This window comes from Sphingomonas hengshuiensis (assembly GCF_000935025.1).
GTDB lineage: Bacteria > Pseudomonadota > Alphaproteobacteria > Sphingomonadales > Sphingomonadaceae > Sphingomonas > Sphingomonas hengshuiensis.
Genome location: NZ_CP010836.1, coordinates 3352149 through 3368506 on the forward strand (window position 1 = coordinate 3352149; position 16358 = coordinate 3368506).

Annotated in this window: 14 protein-coding genes; 4 read left to right on the top strand and 10 right to left on the bottom strand. The window is 67.0% G+C overall.

Going from position 1 to position 16358, the window contains the following annotated elements; all coding sequences use genetic code 11:
* Window positions 1-13 precede the first annotated feature (13 nt).
* Window positions 14-772: a maleate cis-trans isomerase family protein gene (locus tag TS85_RS14895; protein WP_044333237.1), complete on the bottom strand. Its 759-nt coding sequence runs from the start codon at window positions 770-772 to the stop codon at window positions 14-16.
* A gap of 156 nt (window positions 773-928) precedes the next feature.
* Here TS85_RS14895 and TS85_RS25775 point away from each other — a divergent pair, with 156 nt between their 5' ends.
* Window positions 929-1222 (top strand): DUF1330 domain-containing protein, encoded by a 294-nt coding sequence (locus TS85_RS25775; protein WP_044333240.1) that lies wholly within the window; start codon window positions 929-931, stop codon window positions 1220-1222.
* 3 nt (window positions 1223-1225) lie between these two features.
* On the opposite strand, the gene TS85_RS14905 is transcribed toward TS85_RS25775, so the two are convergent.
* Window positions 1226-1990 (bottom strand): IclR family transcriptional regulator domain-containing protein, encoded by a 765-nt coding sequence (locus TS85_RS14905; RefSeq protein WP_265102096.1) that lies wholly within the window; start codon window positions 1988-1990, stop codon window positions 1226-1228.
* A 171-nt stretch (window positions 1991-2161) separates the two neighbouring features.
* The gene (locus TS85_RS14910) at window positions 2162-2845 is read right to left on the bottom strand and encodes an isochorismatase family protein (RefSeq protein WP_173426237.1); all 684 of its coding nucleotides are present in this window, start codon (window positions 2843-2845) and stop codon (window positions 2162-2164) included.
* 160 nt (window positions 2846-3005) lie between these two features.
* Between TS85_RS14910 and TS85_RS14915 the strand changes: the two genes are divergently transcribed.
* Window positions 3006-3812: an alpha/beta fold hydrolase gene (locus TS85_RS14915; protein ID WP_044333244.1), complete on the top strand. Its 807-nt coding sequence runs from the start codon at window positions 3006-3008 to the stop codon at window positions 3810-3812.
* On the opposite strand, the gene TS85_RS14920 is transcribed toward TS85_RS14915, so the two are convergent.
* Window positions 3809-5311, bottom strand: a complete 1503-nt coding sequence (locus tag TS85_RS14920) for an aldehyde dehydrogenase family protein (RefSeq protein WP_044333246.1) — start codon at window positions 5309-5311, stop codon at window positions 3809-3811. The genes TS85_RS14915 and TS85_RS14920 overlap by 4 nt on opposite strands.
* 154 nt (window positions 5312-5465) lie before the next feature.
* Between TS85_RS14920 and TS85_RS14925 the strand changes: the two genes are divergently transcribed.
* Entirely contained in the window at window positions 5466-6836 is a 1371-nt protein-coding gene (locus tag TS85_RS14925) for an MFS transporter (RefSeq protein ID WP_044333248.1), read from the top strand.
* 292 nt (window positions 6837-7128) lie between these two features.
* Here TS85_RS14925 and TS85_RS14930 read toward each other — a convergent pair whose 3' ends face one another.
* The 6 genes from TS85_RS14930 to TS85_RS14955 all read right to left on the bottom strand — a co-directional run bounded on the left by TS85_RS14930 (window position 7129) and on the right by TS85_RS14955 (window position 14938).
* Window positions 7129-7992, bottom strand: a complete 864-nt coding sequence (locus TS85_RS14930) for an isocitrate lyase/PEP mutase family protein (RefSeq protein ID WP_044333250.1) — start codon at window positions 7990-7992, stop codon at window positions 7129-7131.
* Window positions 7985-8617: a 3-isopropylmalate dehydratase small subunit gene (leuD, locus tag TS85_RS14935; RefSeq protein WP_044333252.1), complete on the bottom strand. Its 633-nt coding sequence runs from the start codon at window positions 8615-8617 to the stop codon at window positions 7985-7987. The genes TS85_RS14930 and leuD overlap by 8 nt, the downstream gene beginning before the upstream one ends.
* A 4-nt stretch (window positions 8618-8621) precedes the next feature.
* Entirely contained in the window at window positions 8622-10019 is a 1398-nt protein-coding gene (leuC, locus tag TS85_RS14940) for a 3-isopropylmalate dehydratase large subunit (protein ID WP_044333254.1), read from the bottom strand.
* 10 nt (window positions 10020-10029) lie between these two features.
* Window positions 10030-11913: a hydantoinase B/oxoprolinase family protein gene (locus TS85_RS14945; protein WP_044333256.1), complete on the bottom strand. Its 1884-nt coding sequence runs from the start codon at window positions 11911-11913 to the stop codon at window positions 10030-10032.
* 10 nt (window positions 11914-11923) lie between these two features.
* Window positions 11924-13972 (bottom strand): hydantoinase/oxoprolinase family protein, encoded by a 2049-nt coding sequence (locus TS85_RS14950; protein WP_044333258.1) that lies wholly within the window; start codon window positions 13970-13972, stop codon window positions 11924-11926.
* Window positions 13973-14104: 132 nt separating this feature from the next.
* Entirely contained in the window at window positions 14105-14938 is an 834-nt protein-coding gene (locus tag TS85_RS14955; protein WP_044333260.1) for an alpha/beta fold hydrolase, read from the bottom strand.
* A 198-nt stretch (window positions 14939-15136) separates the two neighbouring features.
* Here TS85_RS14955 and TS85_RS14960 point away from each other — a divergent pair, with 198 nt between their 5' ends.
* Window positions 15137-16351 (top strand): class I SAM-dependent methyltransferase, encoded by a 1215-nt coding sequence (locus TS85_RS14960; RefSeq protein ID WP_044333262.1) that lies wholly within the window; start codon window positions 15137-15139, stop codon window positions 16349-16351.
* The last annotated feature ends 7 nt before the right edge of the window (window positions 16352-16358 follow it).

The window sequence follows — 16358 nt, forward strand, 5'->3', positions numbered from 1 at the left end:
AACGCAGGTTCCTTCAAAACTCGGCGAGCAGGCGACCGAAGCCGTCCTTCTGGTCGGTGATGCCCATGGTGCGCAGCGCGTGCCAATAGGTTGCGGTGTTGATCGCGATGACGGGCTTTTCCAGCCAGAATTCGGCCATCGCGGCGACTTCGGCAAAGGCCAGGTTGGTGCCGCACTGGATCACGGCGTCGACACCTTCGGAGACCTGGATCGCGGCGTTCTTGAGCTTCTGCTTGCCCTCATGCGCGATCCGCATCGGCGAGGGCGATTGCAGGCCGACCAGGTTGACGACCTCATAGCCCTGATCCTCGAAGAACTTGCGCACATTGGCGTCGCCGACGGGCATATAGGGGGTGAGGATGCCGATGCGGCGGATCTCGCCGACGACGCTCGAATAGGCCTTGATCGCCGCGTCGACCGCGGTGGAGCCCATGATCACCGGCACGCCGCCGGTGCGCTCCAGCATCCGCCGGTGCAGCCGCTCGGCCCCCTCGGCGCCGTCCCAGAAGGTTTCCGCCGACATCCCCATGATGACGCAGCCGGGCTCCATCGACATGCTGACATCCACGGCGTCCATGGTCGCCTCGCGGATATTGTTGAGCATCTCCATAAAGCCTTCGTCCGACGTGACGGTCGTGTCGGGGATCGAGATGCGCGAGAAATGGTTGGTGACGCCGCGCGGGCGCATGTCGTCATATTCGGGTTGGACGCTGGTATTGGTCGACGGGGCGACCACCGCGTACTTCATCCGATAGCCCAGCGAGTCGGTCATCTTGCTTCCTGCCCTTGCGTTGCGATGCCGGGGCTCTGGCGCGCCGGGGCGTTCGCGAACAGCGCGGGCGCCGCATTCTTCGACAGGTGGAGAAACTGGCGGAGCCGCACCCTGCTGCGCCCCACTCGGGCTAGAAGACGGGCAAGGAGACATTGCATGGCAGCATATCTGGTCGCGACCGTGACCATCACCGATCCCGCGCCGTTCGCCGAATATGCCCGCGGCATCGCCGGCCTTGCCGAGCGTTTTGGCGGCGAAGCGGTGGTAAAGGGCATCGTCACCGATTTCGTCGAGGGCAGCGGCGACCCGCAGGAGCGCGTGGTGGTAACGCGCTTCCCCGATATGGCATCGGCGCGCGGATATCTCGATTCGCCCGAATATGGCGCGGCAAAGGCGCATCGCGAAGGCGCGGCGACCGCGACCATTCGGCTTATCGACGCGCCCGCCTGACGCTCACGCGGCCTTGTCCAGCCGGGCAAGGTCATCGGATATGGCGCGCGCCGCCGCGCGGAGCGGCTCGACGAACTGCTGGACGGCATTGTCCATCTTGGTCGCCGCAGCGAAGAACGCCAGCGTCAGCGCGCCCGCCACCCGGCCTTCATCGAACAGCGGCACCGCGATCGACGAGGTCTTGCCCGGATTGTGCGTGAACTGGTTGTTGCCGCGCGTGGCATAGCCCTGGCTGCGGATCTGTTCGGCCAGCCCCTCATGCTCCAGCAGGTGGATGATGTGCCGCGAGCGATCGCGGTCCATAAGCTTGAGCGTGTGGAGGATGCTCGCCCTTTCCTCGCCCGGCATGTGCGAGAGATAGACGAGCCCCGACGCGCATTCGAGCACCGGCAGCGCGTAGCCGGGATAATAGTTGCTGAAGGTCAGCGCGGTCAGCGCGTGCGTCGAATCGCGGATCACCATCGAATTGCCGACATGCGTCGAAATCGACACCGGCCACCCCATCGATCGGGTGAGGTCGACCAGATGCGCGCGCGCGGTCTTCACCAGATGCGCGTGCCCCTGGAAACCATGCGCGAGCGTCTGGGTGAGCGCGGTGGGGCGATAGCGTTTGCGCGACGGCTCGCGCTCGATCAGCCCTTCGTGCAACAGCGTCTGCACGATGCGGCACGCGGTCGGGTACGGCACCTCCGACGTGCGCGCGATTTCCATCATCGACAGCGACTGTCCGCGATTGATCGCCTGGAGCACGGCAATGCCCCTGCTCAACGATCGGATAGGAACGCCTTTTTCCATGCCCGGATCATGCCCCTTTTCGACGATCGCCCTCCGTTTTTTGTCGGAATGACCGCCAGGCGATCAAACAGCGAGAGAATGCGACGTTTTACAAGTGCAACGGAAAGCGCCGCGGTTGCGTCGCACGCATGAAGGCGGGGCGAATCAGCTTTGGCTCAGCCAGTCGATCACGACCTGCACCGATTCGACATCGGCATATTTGAGCTGGAGGTCGGTGAGGTTTGCGTAGTGGAAGCTCGCATGGCGATCGGCGCAGGTCTCGATCGGGACGATCGTGCGATAGCCGCGGCTGAGCGAATCGACCGCAGTCGCGCGGATGCAGCCCGAAGTCGAGCCGCCGGTGATGACCACGGTATCGACCTGGTGCCGCACCAGCAGGCTGGGCAGCGGCGTTTCGAAAAAGGCCGAGGGCATGCGCTTGTCGTAGATCACGTCGCTCGACGGATCGATTTCGCACCGCTCGTCGAAATCGTGGCGCCGCGATCCGTAGCGGATGTTCTGCACGCTTTCGGGGGTGGTCGTCCGTTCCTTCCAGATGCCGGCATCGGCGGCGTTGCCCATATAGGCGACGTGCGTCCAGATCACCGGCATCCCCCGATCGCGCGCCAGCCCTGAAATCCGGTTCACATATTCAATCTGGCGCGGGTCCGCCTCGAACGCGGTCGGAAATTCGTCGATGCGGGTATAGGCGTTCTGGAAGTCGATGTTGATGACCGCCAGCTTGTTGCCGAAGCCGAAGCGCGGGCGTGCGGGGTCGGCCATTACCTGTTCGAAAATCTGCCGCGCGGTCAGATCGTTCTCTACCATTTTCGTCCCGATCGTCGCCATAACGCCTGCTACTCCATTCAACCGGTCGGTGATGCGGCGCGGGGCGGGCTTCGCAACGGTGCGGCGCCGTTTGACCGCTCCACGATCACTTTCGAGCACAGTTGCGGTCGTGGCGGTGGGCGCGGCTACGCTTGGAGACCCAATTCGACCGAGGACCGCCATGCCCCTTCCCCGCCGCGGCTATGCCGATGGACCGTTCGGCCAAATCCATTATCGCCGCCTGGGCAGCGGCGCGCCGATCGTGCTGCTCCATCAGGCGCCGATGACGTCGAACCAGTTCGACTTCGTCTATCCCGAACTGGCGGCGCGCGGGTTCGAGGCGATCGGCATCGACATGCCCGGGTTCGGCATGTCCGACGAAGTCGGCGGCGCGCCCACGGTCGAGGATTATGCCGCGGTCGTGCCCGCAGTGCTCGACGCACTGGGCATCGCCACCGCCACGGTCGGCGGGCACCATACCGGCGCGCTGGTCTCGGCGGAGGCGGCGGTGCGCTTTCCGGATCGGGTGCGTGCGGTGGTGCTCAACGGCCCGGCGCTGTTCGACGATGCCGATCGCGCGGGCTTCCAGACCGGGCTGCACCAACGCGAGCTGGGTCTCGTCCCCGCCCCGGGCGCGGCGCACATGGTGGACATCTTCAACACCCGCGATCGGCTCGCGGCGGGCACGGTGTCGGTCGATCGGCTGAGCGAGTATGTCGTGCAGGCGCTGGTCGGCCAGTCGCCCTATTGGCACGGCCACCACGCCGCGTTCCACTATCGGATGGAGCCCACGCTGCTGGCGATCCGCCAGCCCACGCTGATCCTGACCAACACCGGCGACATGATCCACGACCACGCCCACCGCGCCCGCGCGCTCCGGCCTGATTTCGCGTGGCATTCGCTGGAAGGCGGCGGCATCGACATTGTCGACCAGCAGCCGGCCGCCTGGGCCGACGCCGTCGCCGCCTTTCTTGCCAGCGTGCCTTAAAGCTTCACGGTGATCGCCTTGGTTTCCAGATAGAGGTCCAGCCCCTCGCGCCCGAATTCGCGGCCCCATCCCGATTGCTTGAACCCGCCGAACGGGATGTTCGAGCCCACCGCGCCATGGCAGTTGACCGAGACATGCCCCGATCGGATGCGCGACGCCATCCGGTGCGCAGTGGACAGGTCGCGGGTCCAGACGCTGCCCGACAGGCCGAAGACGCTGTCATTCGCCTGGCGCGCGATCGCGTCCAGATCGTCGGTGCCGAAGCGCTGGATCGCCATCACCGGGCCAAAGACTTCTTCCCGCACCACGCGCATCGCCGGGGTCGTGTCGGTGAAGATCGTCGGCGCGACGAAATGCCCCGGCCCCTCGACTCGCGTTCCGCCCGCAACCAGCGTCGCGCCCTCGCCCGGCGCCTCGTCGATGAACGCCTCGACGCGCGCGCGCTGCTTCGCCGAGATCAGCGGGCCGACCTGCGTCGCCGGGTCCATCCCGTGCCCCATCGCCATCCCGCCGACGAAATCGGCGAGCCCGGCGACGAAGCGGTCATGGATGCGCTCGTGTACGAAGATGCGAGTCCCGGCCATGCAGTTCTGACCCTGGAGGAAGAAGGTCGCCATCGCGACGCCGGGGATCGCCAGGTCCATGTCGGCATCGTCGAACACCACTACCGGCGATTTGCCGCCCAGTTCGAGCGACAGCTTCTTCAGCGTGTCCGCCGCCGCGCGGATGATGATCTTGCCCACTTCGGTCGATCCGGTGAAGGCGATCTTGTCGACATCGGGATGCGTGACCAGCGCCGCGCCCGCCACCGCACCATCGCCATTGACGATATTGACCACCCCTTCCGGAAACCCCGCCTCCAGCACCAGCCGCCCGAGCAGCAGCGCGGAGAGCGGCGTTTCCTCCGCAGGCTTCAACACCACCGTACAGCCCGCCGCCAGCGCCGGCGCCAGCTTCAGGCACGCCATCGACAGCGGCACGTTCCACGGCACGATCTGCCCGACCACGCCGATCGCCTCGCGCGTGGTATAGGTCAGCGCCTCGCCCATCGCGCGGACATGCGCGGGCGGCTCGGTGGTGATCCCCTCGATCCGCTCGGCCCAACCGGCATAATAGTCGAACATCTCAACGGCGTTGCGCACGGTCAGGTCGGCGATGAAGCGCGGCATCCCGTTGTCGAGCACGTCGAGTTCGGCCAGCACGACCGCGTTCGCCTCGACCAGCAAGGCCAGCCTGCGCAGCAGCCGCGCGCGCTCGAACCCCGACAGCCGCGACCACGGCCCCTCGAACGCACGCCGCGCCGCCGTAACCGCCAGGTCCACATCCCGCGCCCCGCCCATCGCCACATCCGCCAGCAGCGCGCCGGTCGCGGGATCGTGCGTCGCCAGCGTCGCGCCATCCTCCGCCGCGCGCGCGGTGCCGCCGATCAGCAGGTCGAGCCGCGAATCGAGAAAGGCGCGCGTCTCTGCGCTGACGGGCGGATGGGTGGCTTCGGACATGATGGGCCGCTCCTGTTGGCTGACTATCGCTCGTATCGTCGGCGCCCGCGCGATCCGCCGCCCCGCGCGACACTATCCGCCCTGCGAACAATCGCTCGCCTATTATGGCGTCCGCCGCTTGATTCCAATCTGCTGCACCGCAAAAGGAACCCCTATGCAGCACAGCCCGGCCACCGGCCAACCCGTCCCCTTCGCTACGAAGCTCTTCTACGGCGTCGGCCAGATGGGCGGGCAGGTGTTTCGCGACACCCCCGCCGTGCTGTTGCCGGTGTTCATGATCACGATGCTGGGCATCCCCGCCTGGCTGGCCGGGCTGGTGGTGCTGTTGCCAAAGCTGTGGGTGATCGTGTGCGACCCGCTGATGGGCAATCTGTCCGACCGAGTCGAGCCGCGCCGGGGGCGTGCGCCGTTCCTGCTCGCAGGGGCGCTGGCCGCTTCGCTCGGCTTCGCGCTGTTGTTCGCCTATACCGAATATTCCTCGCCCAATGTCGCGGCGGCGGTGATCTGCCTGGTGTTCCTGCTCGCATCGACCGGGTTCAGCGCGTTTTCCGTCCCCTATCTCGCGCTTGCCGCCGAATTGTCGGAGGATGCGAACGAGCGGACGCGCATCCTGGTCTATCGCATGGTCTTCACGATCGCAGGCGTCCTGCTCGGCGTCGGCGTCGCGCAGCCGCTCGTATTCTGGATGGGCGGGGGCGAGACCGGATGGCGCGGCATGGGGCTGATCCTCGGGGCGATCCTGTGCGTCTCGATGGCCGCCACCGCGCTGGGCTTCTGGCGGTTCCGCGCCAGCACGGTCACCGCTGGCCCGATCAGCCTGCTCGCCCAGATGCGGATCGCCGCGCGCAACCGCCCGTTCCGCCTGCTCACCGGCATGCAATTCGTCCTGACACTGGCGCAGGCATGCGGCTATTCGGTGGTCGGGCTGGTGTTCCTCTATCCGATCGGCAACATCACGCTGCTGCCGGCATTCATCATCGCGATGAGCGTGTCGGGGCTGCTCAGCCAGCCGCTATGGATGAAGACCTCCGCCCGCTACGGCAAGCTGCCGATGTTCGTGGTGGCGACGCTGGGTTGGACCCTGGTCACCTTTAGCTGGTATCTGGTCGGCAGCGCCGGGACCGATACCGTCACGGTGCCGCTGATGGGCGCGATGCCGGTCGAAGAAATGCTGGTGCTGGTGCGCGGGCTGGTGATCGGGGTGTTCAACTCGGGCTTCGTACTGCTCGCCATCTCGATGCTGACCGACACGATCAACCATGGCCGCGAGAATGAGGCGACACCGGCCGACGGTGCGCTGGCGGGTATCTTCACCGCGACCGAGAAGCTGGCCTTCGCGGTCGGCCCGGCGCTGGGCGGCGTGCTGCTCAGCGCGATGGGGCTGCAATCCTCCACGCACGGCGCGATCGTCCAGAGCCCGGAGGCGATCCGCGCGATCCTGCTGCTCTATTCGCTGGTCCCCGGCGGCTTCGCGCTGCTGTCGCTGCTGTTCCTGCGCAACTATCGCCGCAGCTTCGGGCGGTAGCGGGCAGTTCCCCCGCGAAGGCGCAGGGGTGGCATGGGGCAACCATAGACGCTGTCATCCCAGCGCAGGCTGGGATCCATTTATCAGCTCCGCTGGACAGTAAAGCGCAGACGGAGCACCGAATGGATCCTGACTTTCGTCAGGATGACGGTGTTCTCTCATTTGCGATTCCCCTGCATGAAAGCGGGAGCCCAGGGTCGCAGGCACACCGCCCGTAACCCTGGATTCCAGCCTTCGCAGGAAAGCGATTTTCAGACCGGACGCACGCTTACCGCACGTCCAGCCCATCACCTCAGTCGCGCGCCCATTGCTTCTCGAACGCCCAGACATCGTCGAAGCCGATCAGCGAGCAGAACTGCTTGAAATCGAACATCGGGATTCCCTCGGGCTGGGGGTGGCCCTCGGTCTTCATCCGGCGCAGCGCGGTTTCGATCGCGGCGGCGGAGATCAGGCTGGTCATCGACGGGAAGATCGCAAAGGCATAGCCGATCTCCTCCATCTCCGCCGCGCTCAGCATCGGCGTGACGCCGCCATTGGCCATATTGGCCATGCACGGCGCCTCGATCGCCTCGCAGGCAATCCGCATTTCCTCCACGCTGTGCAATGCCTCGGGGAAGATCACATCGGCCCCCGCCGCGCGATAGGCGTGGCAGCGCGCAAGCATCGCGTCGAACCCCTCGCCCGCGCGGGCATCGGTGCGCGCCAGGATCAGCGTGTCGGGCTCGCGCCGCGCGGCGCAGGCGACCTTGATCTTCTCGACCATGTCGTCGGTCGAAATCACTCGCTTGAACGGCGTGTGGCCGCATTTCTTGGGGAATTCCTGATCCTCGATCTGGATCGCGGTGACCCCCGCTTCCTCATAGCCGCGTACGGTGTGGTGGACGTTGAGCAGCCCGCCATAGCCGGTATCGGCGTCCGCGATCACCGCGCCGTCCGAACTGCGCACCAACGTCGCCATCCGGTCCAGCATCTGGGTGAAGGTCGCGATCCCCGCATCGGGCAGGCCATAGGCAGAGGCAGTCATCCAATAGCCGGTGCCATAGACGATATCGACGCCGACATGGTTGGCGATCGCGGCGGTGATCATGTCCTGAATGCCCGGCGCGACGAAGAAGGTGCCGCTTTCCAGCTTCTGGCGGACGATCGGATTAGCCATGGTTCGGTTCCTGTGTGTCGGCGGTCCACAGCCAGGGCTGGACCGCTTGTTGGTGAAGCTGGAACGCGCGGATCGCGTCGGCGTGGCGGGCGCGGATCAAGTCGATCTCATCCCAGCCATTGACCAGCGAGTCGCGCTGGCGCGGGGGGACGTCGAAGCCGATCGCCGCGCCGTCGGCCAGCCGGATCGCGCCGGCGGGCAGATCGACGGTAAGCGCGCGCCCCGCCTCCGCTTCGGCCAGCAACCGCTTATGGGGTTCGCTGCCCAGCGTGATCGGCAACATCCCGTTCTTGAAGCAATTGCCCTGGAATATCTCGCCGAAGCTGGGCGCGATGACGCAGCGTATCCCGAGCGCGTGCAGCGCCCAGGGCGCGTGCTCGCGACTCGATCCGCAGCCGAAATTGGCGCCGGTGACGAGTATCCGCGCCCGGTCCCAGGGCGCGCGCGACAGGACGAAATCCAGCTCGCGCCCCTCGGCATCGAACCGCCAGTCGTGAAAGGCGTATCGCCCCAGCCCATCCTTGCCGGTGATCAACAGGAAGCGCGCGGGGAACAGGATGTCGGTGTCGATATCGGCCACCGGCAGCGGTGCCGCAACCGAGTTCAGCGTGGTGAAGGGTTCCATGCGCTCAGCCCAGCGTCCGCACGTCGACGATGCGCCCGGTCACTGCCGCCGCCGCCGCCATGGCCGGGCTCATCAGGTGGGTGCGCGCCCCCGCGCCCTGCCGCCCTTCGAAATTGCGGTTGGAAGTGGAGGCGCAGCGCGTGCCGCTGGCCAGCCGATCGTCGTTCATCGCGACGCACAGCGAACAGCCCGCATCGCGCCACGAAAAGCCGGCATCGGTGAACACCCGGTCCAGCCCCTCCTCCTCCGCCTGCCGCTTGATCAGCCCCGATCCGGGGACGACCAGCGCCTGCACGCCCGCCGCAACCCGGCGCCCGCGCACCACCGCGGCGGCGGCGCGCAAATCCTCGATCCGGCTGTTGGTACAGCTTCCGATAAACACCGCGTCGATCGGCGTCCCCGCGAGCCTCTGCCCGGCGGTCAGCCCCATATAGTCCAGCGCCTGCCGGTCCTTGACGGTCGCCGGCGCGGGGATTCCGGCGTCGATGGCGATCCCCTGATCGGGGCTGGTGCCCCATGTCACCATCGGTGCGAGCCGCGAGACGTCGAACGTCTCCACGCGGTCGAACGCCGCCCCGGCATCGGTGGAAAGCGTCCGCCAATAGGCGGCGGCGCGCGTCCAGTCCGCCCCCTTGGGCGCGCGTGGGCGCCCCTCGACATAGGCGAGCGTCGTCGCGTCGGGCGCGATCAGCCCGGTGCGCGATCCCGCCTCGATGCTCATGTTGCACAGCGTCATCCGCGCCTCCATCGACATCGCCGCAACCGCCGCGCCGCGATACTCGATCGCGTGCCCCGCAGCGCCCGATGCGCCGATGCGCGCGATCAGCGCCAGGATCACGTCCTTGGCCCCCACCCCATCGCCCAGCCGTCCGCGCAGTTCCACCGCCATCGTCCGCGCCTTGCGCTGCGGCAGCACCCCCGTCGCCAGCACACAGGCGCATTCGCTGGTGCCGATCCCGAACGCCAGCGCGCCGAACGCGCCGTGCGTCGCGGTATGGCTGTCGCCGCAGACCAACGTGATGCCGGGCAGCGTAAAGCCCTGTTCGGGGCCGACGATATGGACGATCCCCTGCCGCGCATCGTCGAGCGACAGATAGTCGATCCCGTGCCGCGCGCAATTCTCGGCATGCAGCGCCACCTGTGCCCGCGCCTTGGGATCGGCGATCGGCCGGTCGCGGTTGCGCGTCGGCACGGCATGGTCGGCCAGCCCCAGATGCGCGGCGGGGCGCGCGACCGCCAGCCCCTTGCCCTCGATCTCGGCAAAGGCCTGCGGGCTGCTCACTTCGTGGAGCAACTGCCGATCGATATGGAGCAGCGCGCTGTCGGCATCGAGCGGGGCGACGACATGCGCATCCCACAATTTCTCGTACAGCGTGCGCGGCGCGGGCTTCGGGGCATCCATTCCGGGGTCTTTATTCGGCGGCTTCGGCAAGCGGCTCCGCCCGCCACACCGGCGCCTTGGGCGGCTCCAGCCCGGTTTCGGCGAGGCAGCGGCTGCGCAGTGCCTCGATCTCCGCGCCGAAATCGAACACCTGGATTTCGCCGCGCGCGCTGCGCAGCTCGGTGCGCAGCGCCTCGGTCGCCGCCGCATCGACGCTGCCATCGTCGGCGATCACCACGCCGTAAGCGCGGGCGCCCTCGCGCGTGACCAGCCCCTGCACGATTTCCTTCGCGACCAGCGCCGGGTCGCGGTCATAGGGATCGCCCCAGCCGCCGCCGCCCCAGGTGATGAAGTGCAACACGTCGTCGCGCTCGACCGCGAGGTCCTCGACCTTGTTGCCCACCACGCTGCGCGTGCCGTCGGCCTTTTCCAGGATCTTGCGCGCGCGGGCGCCGGGCGCGCCGCCGTTGACGCCCCAGGGCGGCACGAACCAGCGATCGTCGTGGATCGCGATCACGCCCGGCTCGAGGAAGCGATACGCCATCAGGATGCCGTTGCCGCCACGGTGCAGCCCCGCGCCACCCGAATCGGGGATCGTCTCGTACCGCTCGATCCGCAGCGGGAAATAGCGTTCTAGGAACTCGTTGGGCACATTGGTAAAGCCCGGCCACAGCGAATGCCCGTCCGGCCCGTCGCCCAGCGGCCGCCCCGGAATCCCGCCAAAGCCGATCTGGAAGAGCTGGAAATACTGGCCGTTCCGGTCGGTGCCCGAGTAGAACAGATGCGGGCTCGACGAGAAACCGGCGGCGTTGAGGAACTCCGGCGTCTTCTGCCCCAGCAGCCCGCCCATGATGTCGAACAACCGCCCCAGCGCGTGCGTCCGCCCCGACAGCGCGGCGGGAAAGCGCGGCTTGAGCAGCGATCCTTCGGGAATCCGCACGTCGATCAGGTCGTAATAGCCGTCGTTGAACAGGATCTGCGGATCGAAGACCATGATCATGTAGATGCCGAAGAACATGCGCATCATGTTCTCGTTCAGCAGGAAGTTGATCGATGCCTTGCTCTGCGGATCGGTGCCGTCAAAATCGAGCACGACGCGGCCATTCTCGCGCCACATCGTGCATTTGATCTTGTACGGGCCATAGCCCATGCCGTCGTCGCAGATATAATCTTCGAAGCTGACCTTATCCTCGCTGATCGCATTGCCGATCAGCGTCTGCATCGCGCGGTGGTTGCGCGCCAGCAGTTCCTCGCACGCCGAGACGAGCACGTCGTCGCCGAAGCGCTCCGCCATCTCGACCACGCGCCGCGCCGCGACCCGGCACGATGCGATCAGCGCGTTCAGATCGGCCTTGCACCAATCGGGCGTCCGCACCTGATGCAGGATCAGCGCGACGAGATCGGCATTATACGCGCCGCGCTTGTAGATTTTCACCGGCGGGATGCGCACGCCTTCCTGAAAGATCGAGGTCGCGTCGATCGGCATCGACCCCGCCACCTTGCCGCCAATATCCGACTGGTGCCCGAACATCGAGGTATAGGCGATCAACCGCCCATCCTTGAACACCGGCAACAGCACCAGCCAGTCGTTGCAATGGCTGATCGCACCCTCCACCGAATAGGGGTCGGACAGCAGGATCATGTCCCCCTCCTCGACCGTGCCTTCATACCCGTCGAGGAACGGGCCGATATAGCTGCCGAACTGGCCGACGATCATCCGCCCCTTGTGATCGGCGATCAGCGGGAAAGCGTCGCCCTGTTCGCGGATGCCGGGCGACATCGCGGTGCGAACCAGCGTGGCGTCCATTTCGACGCGGGCGTTGCGCAGCGCATTCTCGATGATGTCGAGCGTGACGGGATCGATCGCGACGGTGGCGAACGGCGTATCGTTGGTCTGGACGATCTGTGCGGACATGGTGTGGGCCTCAGGCGAGGGTGATCAGGATGTTGCCGACGGCGTCGACGGTGGCGACGCAGCCGCTTTCGATCAGGGTGGTGGAATCCATCTCGATCACGATCGCCGGGCCGGGGATCACGTCCCCCGCCTCCAGCCGATCGCGCGCATAGATCACCGCCGGGCGCATCTGCCCGTCCATCCACAGCTCGTGATCGCGCAGCTTGGCCTGTGCCGGGTCGCCATCGCCCTGCGGCAGGGCTGCGGCGGGCAGATCGGGGGCGACGCCCATCGCCACTGCGCGCAGGTTCACGATCTCATGATCGCTGTCCATGTTGAAGGTGAACAGCCGTTTATGCTCGGTATCGAAGCGCCCGGTCAGCCAGGCGATGCCGTTGGCGCGCAGGTCGTCGAGCGTCACTTCCATCGGCACTTCGAACGCCTGCCCCGCATAGCGGACATCGACTTCGAACGTCACCGTCACTTCGTCCTCGGCCACACCCTCCTCGGCAAGTTCGCGGCGCGTCTGGACCGACATGTCCTCCAATATCGCGATCAGCGCATCGAGCGAGGTCTCCCCCGCCAGCCGCGAGAAGCTGCGCGCCGTCTCGGTCCGCATCCGCGTGGTGGCGTCGCCCAGCGCGCACAGCACGCCGGGGCTGACCGGCGAGACGGCGGGCCAGCTTCCCATCAGGCGGGCGACGGCGTTGACGTGCAGCGGCCCCGCCCCGCCAAAGCCCATCAGCGCGAAGTCGCGCGGGTCATAACCCTGCTGGACCGAGATCATGCGCAGCGCGCCGAACATATTCTCGTTCACAATGTCGATGATCCCGCGCGCGGCGGCGAACAGGTCGATACCCAGCGCGTCGGCGATGGTCTGCACGGCCCTCTTCGCACCCTCACGATCCAGCGTGAACGTACCGCCGAGCAGCGATTCGGGCAGATACCCCAGCACGACATTGGCGTCGGTCACGGTCGGCAGCGTGCCGCCCTTGCCATAGGCGACCGGCCCCGGCACCGCGCCCGCCGATTGCGGGCCGACGCGCAGCGCCTTGGTCAATTCGGGGACATAGGCAATCGATCCGCCGCCCGCACCCACGGTCTTCACGTCGAGCGCGGAGGCGCGGACGGACAGATGCCCCACCTCGGTCGTCCGCACCCGCCGCGCCGCGAGATTCTCGATCAGCGCCACGTCGGTCGAGGTGCCGCCGACGTCGAGCGTCAGGATGTTCTTGAGGCCGGCATTCTTGCCCACCCAGATCGCGCCGGTCACGCCGCCTGCCGGGCCCGACATCAGCAGCGACACCGGATGCTCCTCCGATTTCTCCGACGACATCAACCCGCCATCGGAGCGCAGCAGCGACAGCCGCCCGGCCATCCCCGCGCCGCGCAGCTTGTCGCGCAGGTTGCGGACATAGCGGCCGACGATCGGGCGCACGGCGGCGTTGGCGACGGTGGTCAGCGTCCGCTCATATTCCTGCATCTCGGGCAGCACGACATGGCTCAGCGACACCGGCACGCCGGGCAGGATTTCCGCCGCAAGTTCGGCGACGCGAAGTTCGTGCGCGCCGTTGAGATAGGCGTTCATCAGGCTGATCGTCAGCGCCTCCACGCCCTGCGCCTTCAGCGTTTCCAGCGCGGCGCGGATGTCGGCGTCATCGACGGGGCGGACCTCATTGCCGCGCGCGTCCATCCGCCCGGCGATTTCCACCGTATCCTCCAGCGCGGCGAGCGGCGTCGGCTTGGGCCACACGATCCACCCGGCCAGCCCGCCCGGCACGAAGCTGCGGGCGATCTGCATCATCTGGCGATAGCCCTGCGTCACGACCAGCCCGACGCGCGCGCCCTTGCCCTCCAGCACCGCATTGGTCGCGACCGTCGTGCCGTGGAGGAACAGCCGCACATCGGCGGGCGTGATCCCCGCCGCCGCGCAGATCGCATCGACGCCGGTCAATATGCCTTCCGAACTGTCGTGCGGCGTCGACGGCGTCTTGTGCCGCCAAAACGCGCTCGACTGTTCGTCGAACAACAACAAATCGGTGAAAGTGCCGCCGACATCGACGCCGAGACGATAGCTCATTCGGGTCCCTTTTAAATCTGGGAAGCGCGGCCAATGCCCGCTATTTGCCCCCCGACGGTCCAGCCCGAGGGCCCGAATCGCAATCGCCGCACCCGCCCTGCTCGCACAGCGGATAGATTTGATCGGCGCGGGTCAGCGGTCGAGGAATGCCGTCACCGCCGCCGCAACGGCCTCGGGCGGCGGCATGCTGACGCCCGCGTCGATGCGATGGACCTGCGCATCGGGGAGCAGCGCGGCGGCACGCGCAGTGGCGTCGCCCAGCGGATCGACCTTCGCGGCGACACACAAAGTCGGCTGGCCAAGCTCGGGCAACCGCGCCGCCATGTCGAAGTCGAACACCGCCTGATACCCCAGCCGAAAGGTCTCGATCGCCTTGATGACTTCGACCACCCAGCGATGCAGGTCGCGCGGCGGCGGCAGCCCGGCACCGCGGAGCGCCCCCGCCGATTTGTCGTACCAGGGCCAGAACAATATCTGATCGCGGCAGAAATTATGCGCCCATAACAAATGCGATCCGTTGTGATCGGGCTCGATCACCGGGGCATAGCGCGCCATCATCGCGGCACGCTCGACGGCATCCCATAGCGGCACGCCGTCCAGCACCACGCGCCGCACCAGCCCCGGCGCCAGTGCCGCCAGCGCGACCGCGACGCACGCGCCGGTATGGGATCCGTACAGGTCGACCGGCCCGTCGGTCAGCCGAGCGATCCCCTGCGCCACGTCGGCTGCGAAATCGTCGATGGTCGGCGCGGCGGCGGGGTGCGGATCGCTGTCGCCCAGCCCCGCCATATCGGGCGCGATCACCCGGCGCCCGGCTATCGCGCGGATCAGCGGCACCATCTGCGCTGCCGATCCGGGCAGATGGTGCAGCACCACCAGCGGCGGCGCGCCTGAATCCGCCCCCTCCCGCTCGCGATAATGGATCTGGCGGGTGTCCAGATCGAGGAAATGGCGGCGCACGGTCATGGCTCTTTCTCCCACGGGGCACTGCCACCCTGTTCGAAAGCCAGTCCGCCCCGCGCCGCGAAGCCGCAAATGATCGCAGGGCGAACATTCCGCCCCGCGACCGACGCAGCCGATCGGCACCGCCTTAAAGAAGCGGGATTGTCGAATGTGGCGCGACATGGTCTCGATGGCCGCGAAGGCGCATCCCGGAGGTTCATCATGCTCAACACCTTTCAGCAATCGTGGCACGCGATGCTGCCGACCAATTCGGTGGACGAGGGCGCGCGGCAGGAATTCGCCAAGAGCCTGAAGCAGTTCATCCAGCAGGGCATCCTCCCCGGCCTTGGCCCGGTGTACCAGGCGCGCGCCGCCCGCCGCTTCGAACGCGAACAGGGCCGCCCGCCCGCCGACCGCCACGACATCCGCAAGGCGATGGTCCCCGATCTGTATTTCCAGAGCTATGCCGCGGTGAACCGGATCAGCCAGGAACTGCTGTGGGAAAGCGTGATCGACAGCATCGACCATGATCTCGACCGCCTCCGCGCCGAGGCGGAGGCGCAGTCGGGGCGCAACAAGGGGCAGTTGCTGATCCCCGAGACGTTCGACGTGCCCCGCTATGTCGCCGCGCTCGACATTCATTGCATGCCCGGCGGCTATGCCGGCGACGGACGCACCAGCGATGTCGGGCTGGGCGTGCTCTATGATCGCGGCGTCTATCTCTATTCGATGGGCTATACCGGCCCCAATAACGACGATCTGGGCCGGTCGGTCTGCAATTATATCAAGCGGCGGCTGGACGGCTTCACGCCGAAGCGCATCCTCGACCTGGGCTGCACCGTCGGCCATTCGACGCTGCCCTATAAGGAGCTGTTCCCCGAGGCGGAGGTGTGGGGCGTCGACGTCGCCGCGCCGCAGGTGCGCTATGCCCATGCCCGCGCGGGCGCGCTCGGCTTCGACGTCAATTTCGCGCAGATGAATGCAGAGGCGACCAGCTTCCCCGACGGGCATTTCGATCTGGTCGTCAGCCACATCCTGCTCCACGAAACCTCGGGCAAGGCGATGCCAAGGGTGTTCGCGGAGTGTCACCGGCTGCTCGCGCCCGGCGGATACATGATCCACGCCGATCTGCCGCCCTTCGACCTGATGGACCCGTTCACCCAGTTCATCCTGGACAACGAAACCTATTACAACAACGAGCCTTTCTGGGGCGCGATGCGCGAACGGGATCAGGTCGAGCTGGCAGTGAAGGCCGGGTTCGATCGCGACGCGATCCGGTTCGACACCGCGCCGATGGCGGTGATGGAGTTCGCCGCCGCCGCCGATGGCTATAGCCAGGATGCGGCCGGCGCAGTCGCCGACCGCGAGTTCACCGCAGGCGAGTTCGCCCCCGGCGGCGGCTGGGAAGTGCTGATCGCGCAGAAGCAGAAGGGTTGAGAGCGAG

Excerpts from the sequence above, each read along its gene's own strand:
- TS85_RS14930 (WP_044333250.1), bottom strand. The coding sequence starts at position 7,992 with ATGGCTAATCCGATCGTCCGCCAGAAGCTGGAAAGCGGCACCTTCTTC.
- TS85_RS25775 (WP_044333240.1), top strand. The coding sequence starts at position 929 with ATGGCAGCATATCTGGTCGCGACCGTGACCATCACCGATCCCGCGCCG.
- TS85_RS14925 (WP_044333248.1), top strand. The coding sequence starts at position 5,466 with ATGCAGCACAGCCCGGCCACCGGCCAACCCGTCCCCTTCGCTACGAAG.
- leuD (WP_044333252.1), bottom strand. The coding sequence starts at position 8,617 with ATGGAACCCTTCACCACGCTGAACTCGGTTGCGGCACCGCTGCCGGTG.
- leuC (WP_044333254.1), bottom strand. The coding sequence starts at position 10,019 with ATGGATGCCCCGAAGCCCGCGCCGCGCACGCTGTACGAGAAATTGTGG.
- TS85_RS14910 (WP_173426237.1), bottom strand. The coding sequence starts at position 2,845 with ATGGCGACGATCGGGACGAAAATGGTAGAGAACGATCTGACCGCGCGG.
- TS85_RS14950 (WP_044333258.1), bottom strand. The coding sequence starts at position 13,972 with ATGAGCTATCGTCTCGGCGTCGATGTCGGCGGCACTTTCACCGATTTG.
- TS85_RS14945 (WP_044333256.1), bottom strand. The coding sequence starts at position 11,913 with ATGTCCGCACAGATCGTCCAGACCAACGATACGCCGTTCGCCACCGTC.
- TS85_RS14915 (WP_044333244.1), top strand. The coding sequence starts at position 3,006 with ATGCCCCTTCCCCGCCGCGGCTATGCCGATGGACCGTTCGGCCAAATC.
- TS85_RS14955 (WP_044333260.1), bottom strand. The coding sequence starts at position 14,938 with ATGACCGTGCGCCGCCATTTCCTCGATCTGGACACCCGCCAGATCCAT.
- TS85_RS14920 (WP_044333246.1), bottom strand. The coding sequence starts at position 5,311 with ATGTCCGAAGCCACCCATCCGCCCGTCAGCGCAGAGACGCGCGCCTTT.
- TS85_RS14895 (WP_044333237.1), bottom strand. The coding sequence starts at position 772 with ATGACCGACTCGCTGGGCTATCGGATGAAGTACGCGGTGGTCGCCCCG.
- TS85_RS14960 (WP_044333262.1), top strand. The coding sequence starts at position 15,137 with ATGCTCAACACCTTTCAGCAATCGTGGCACGCGATGCTGCCGACCAAT.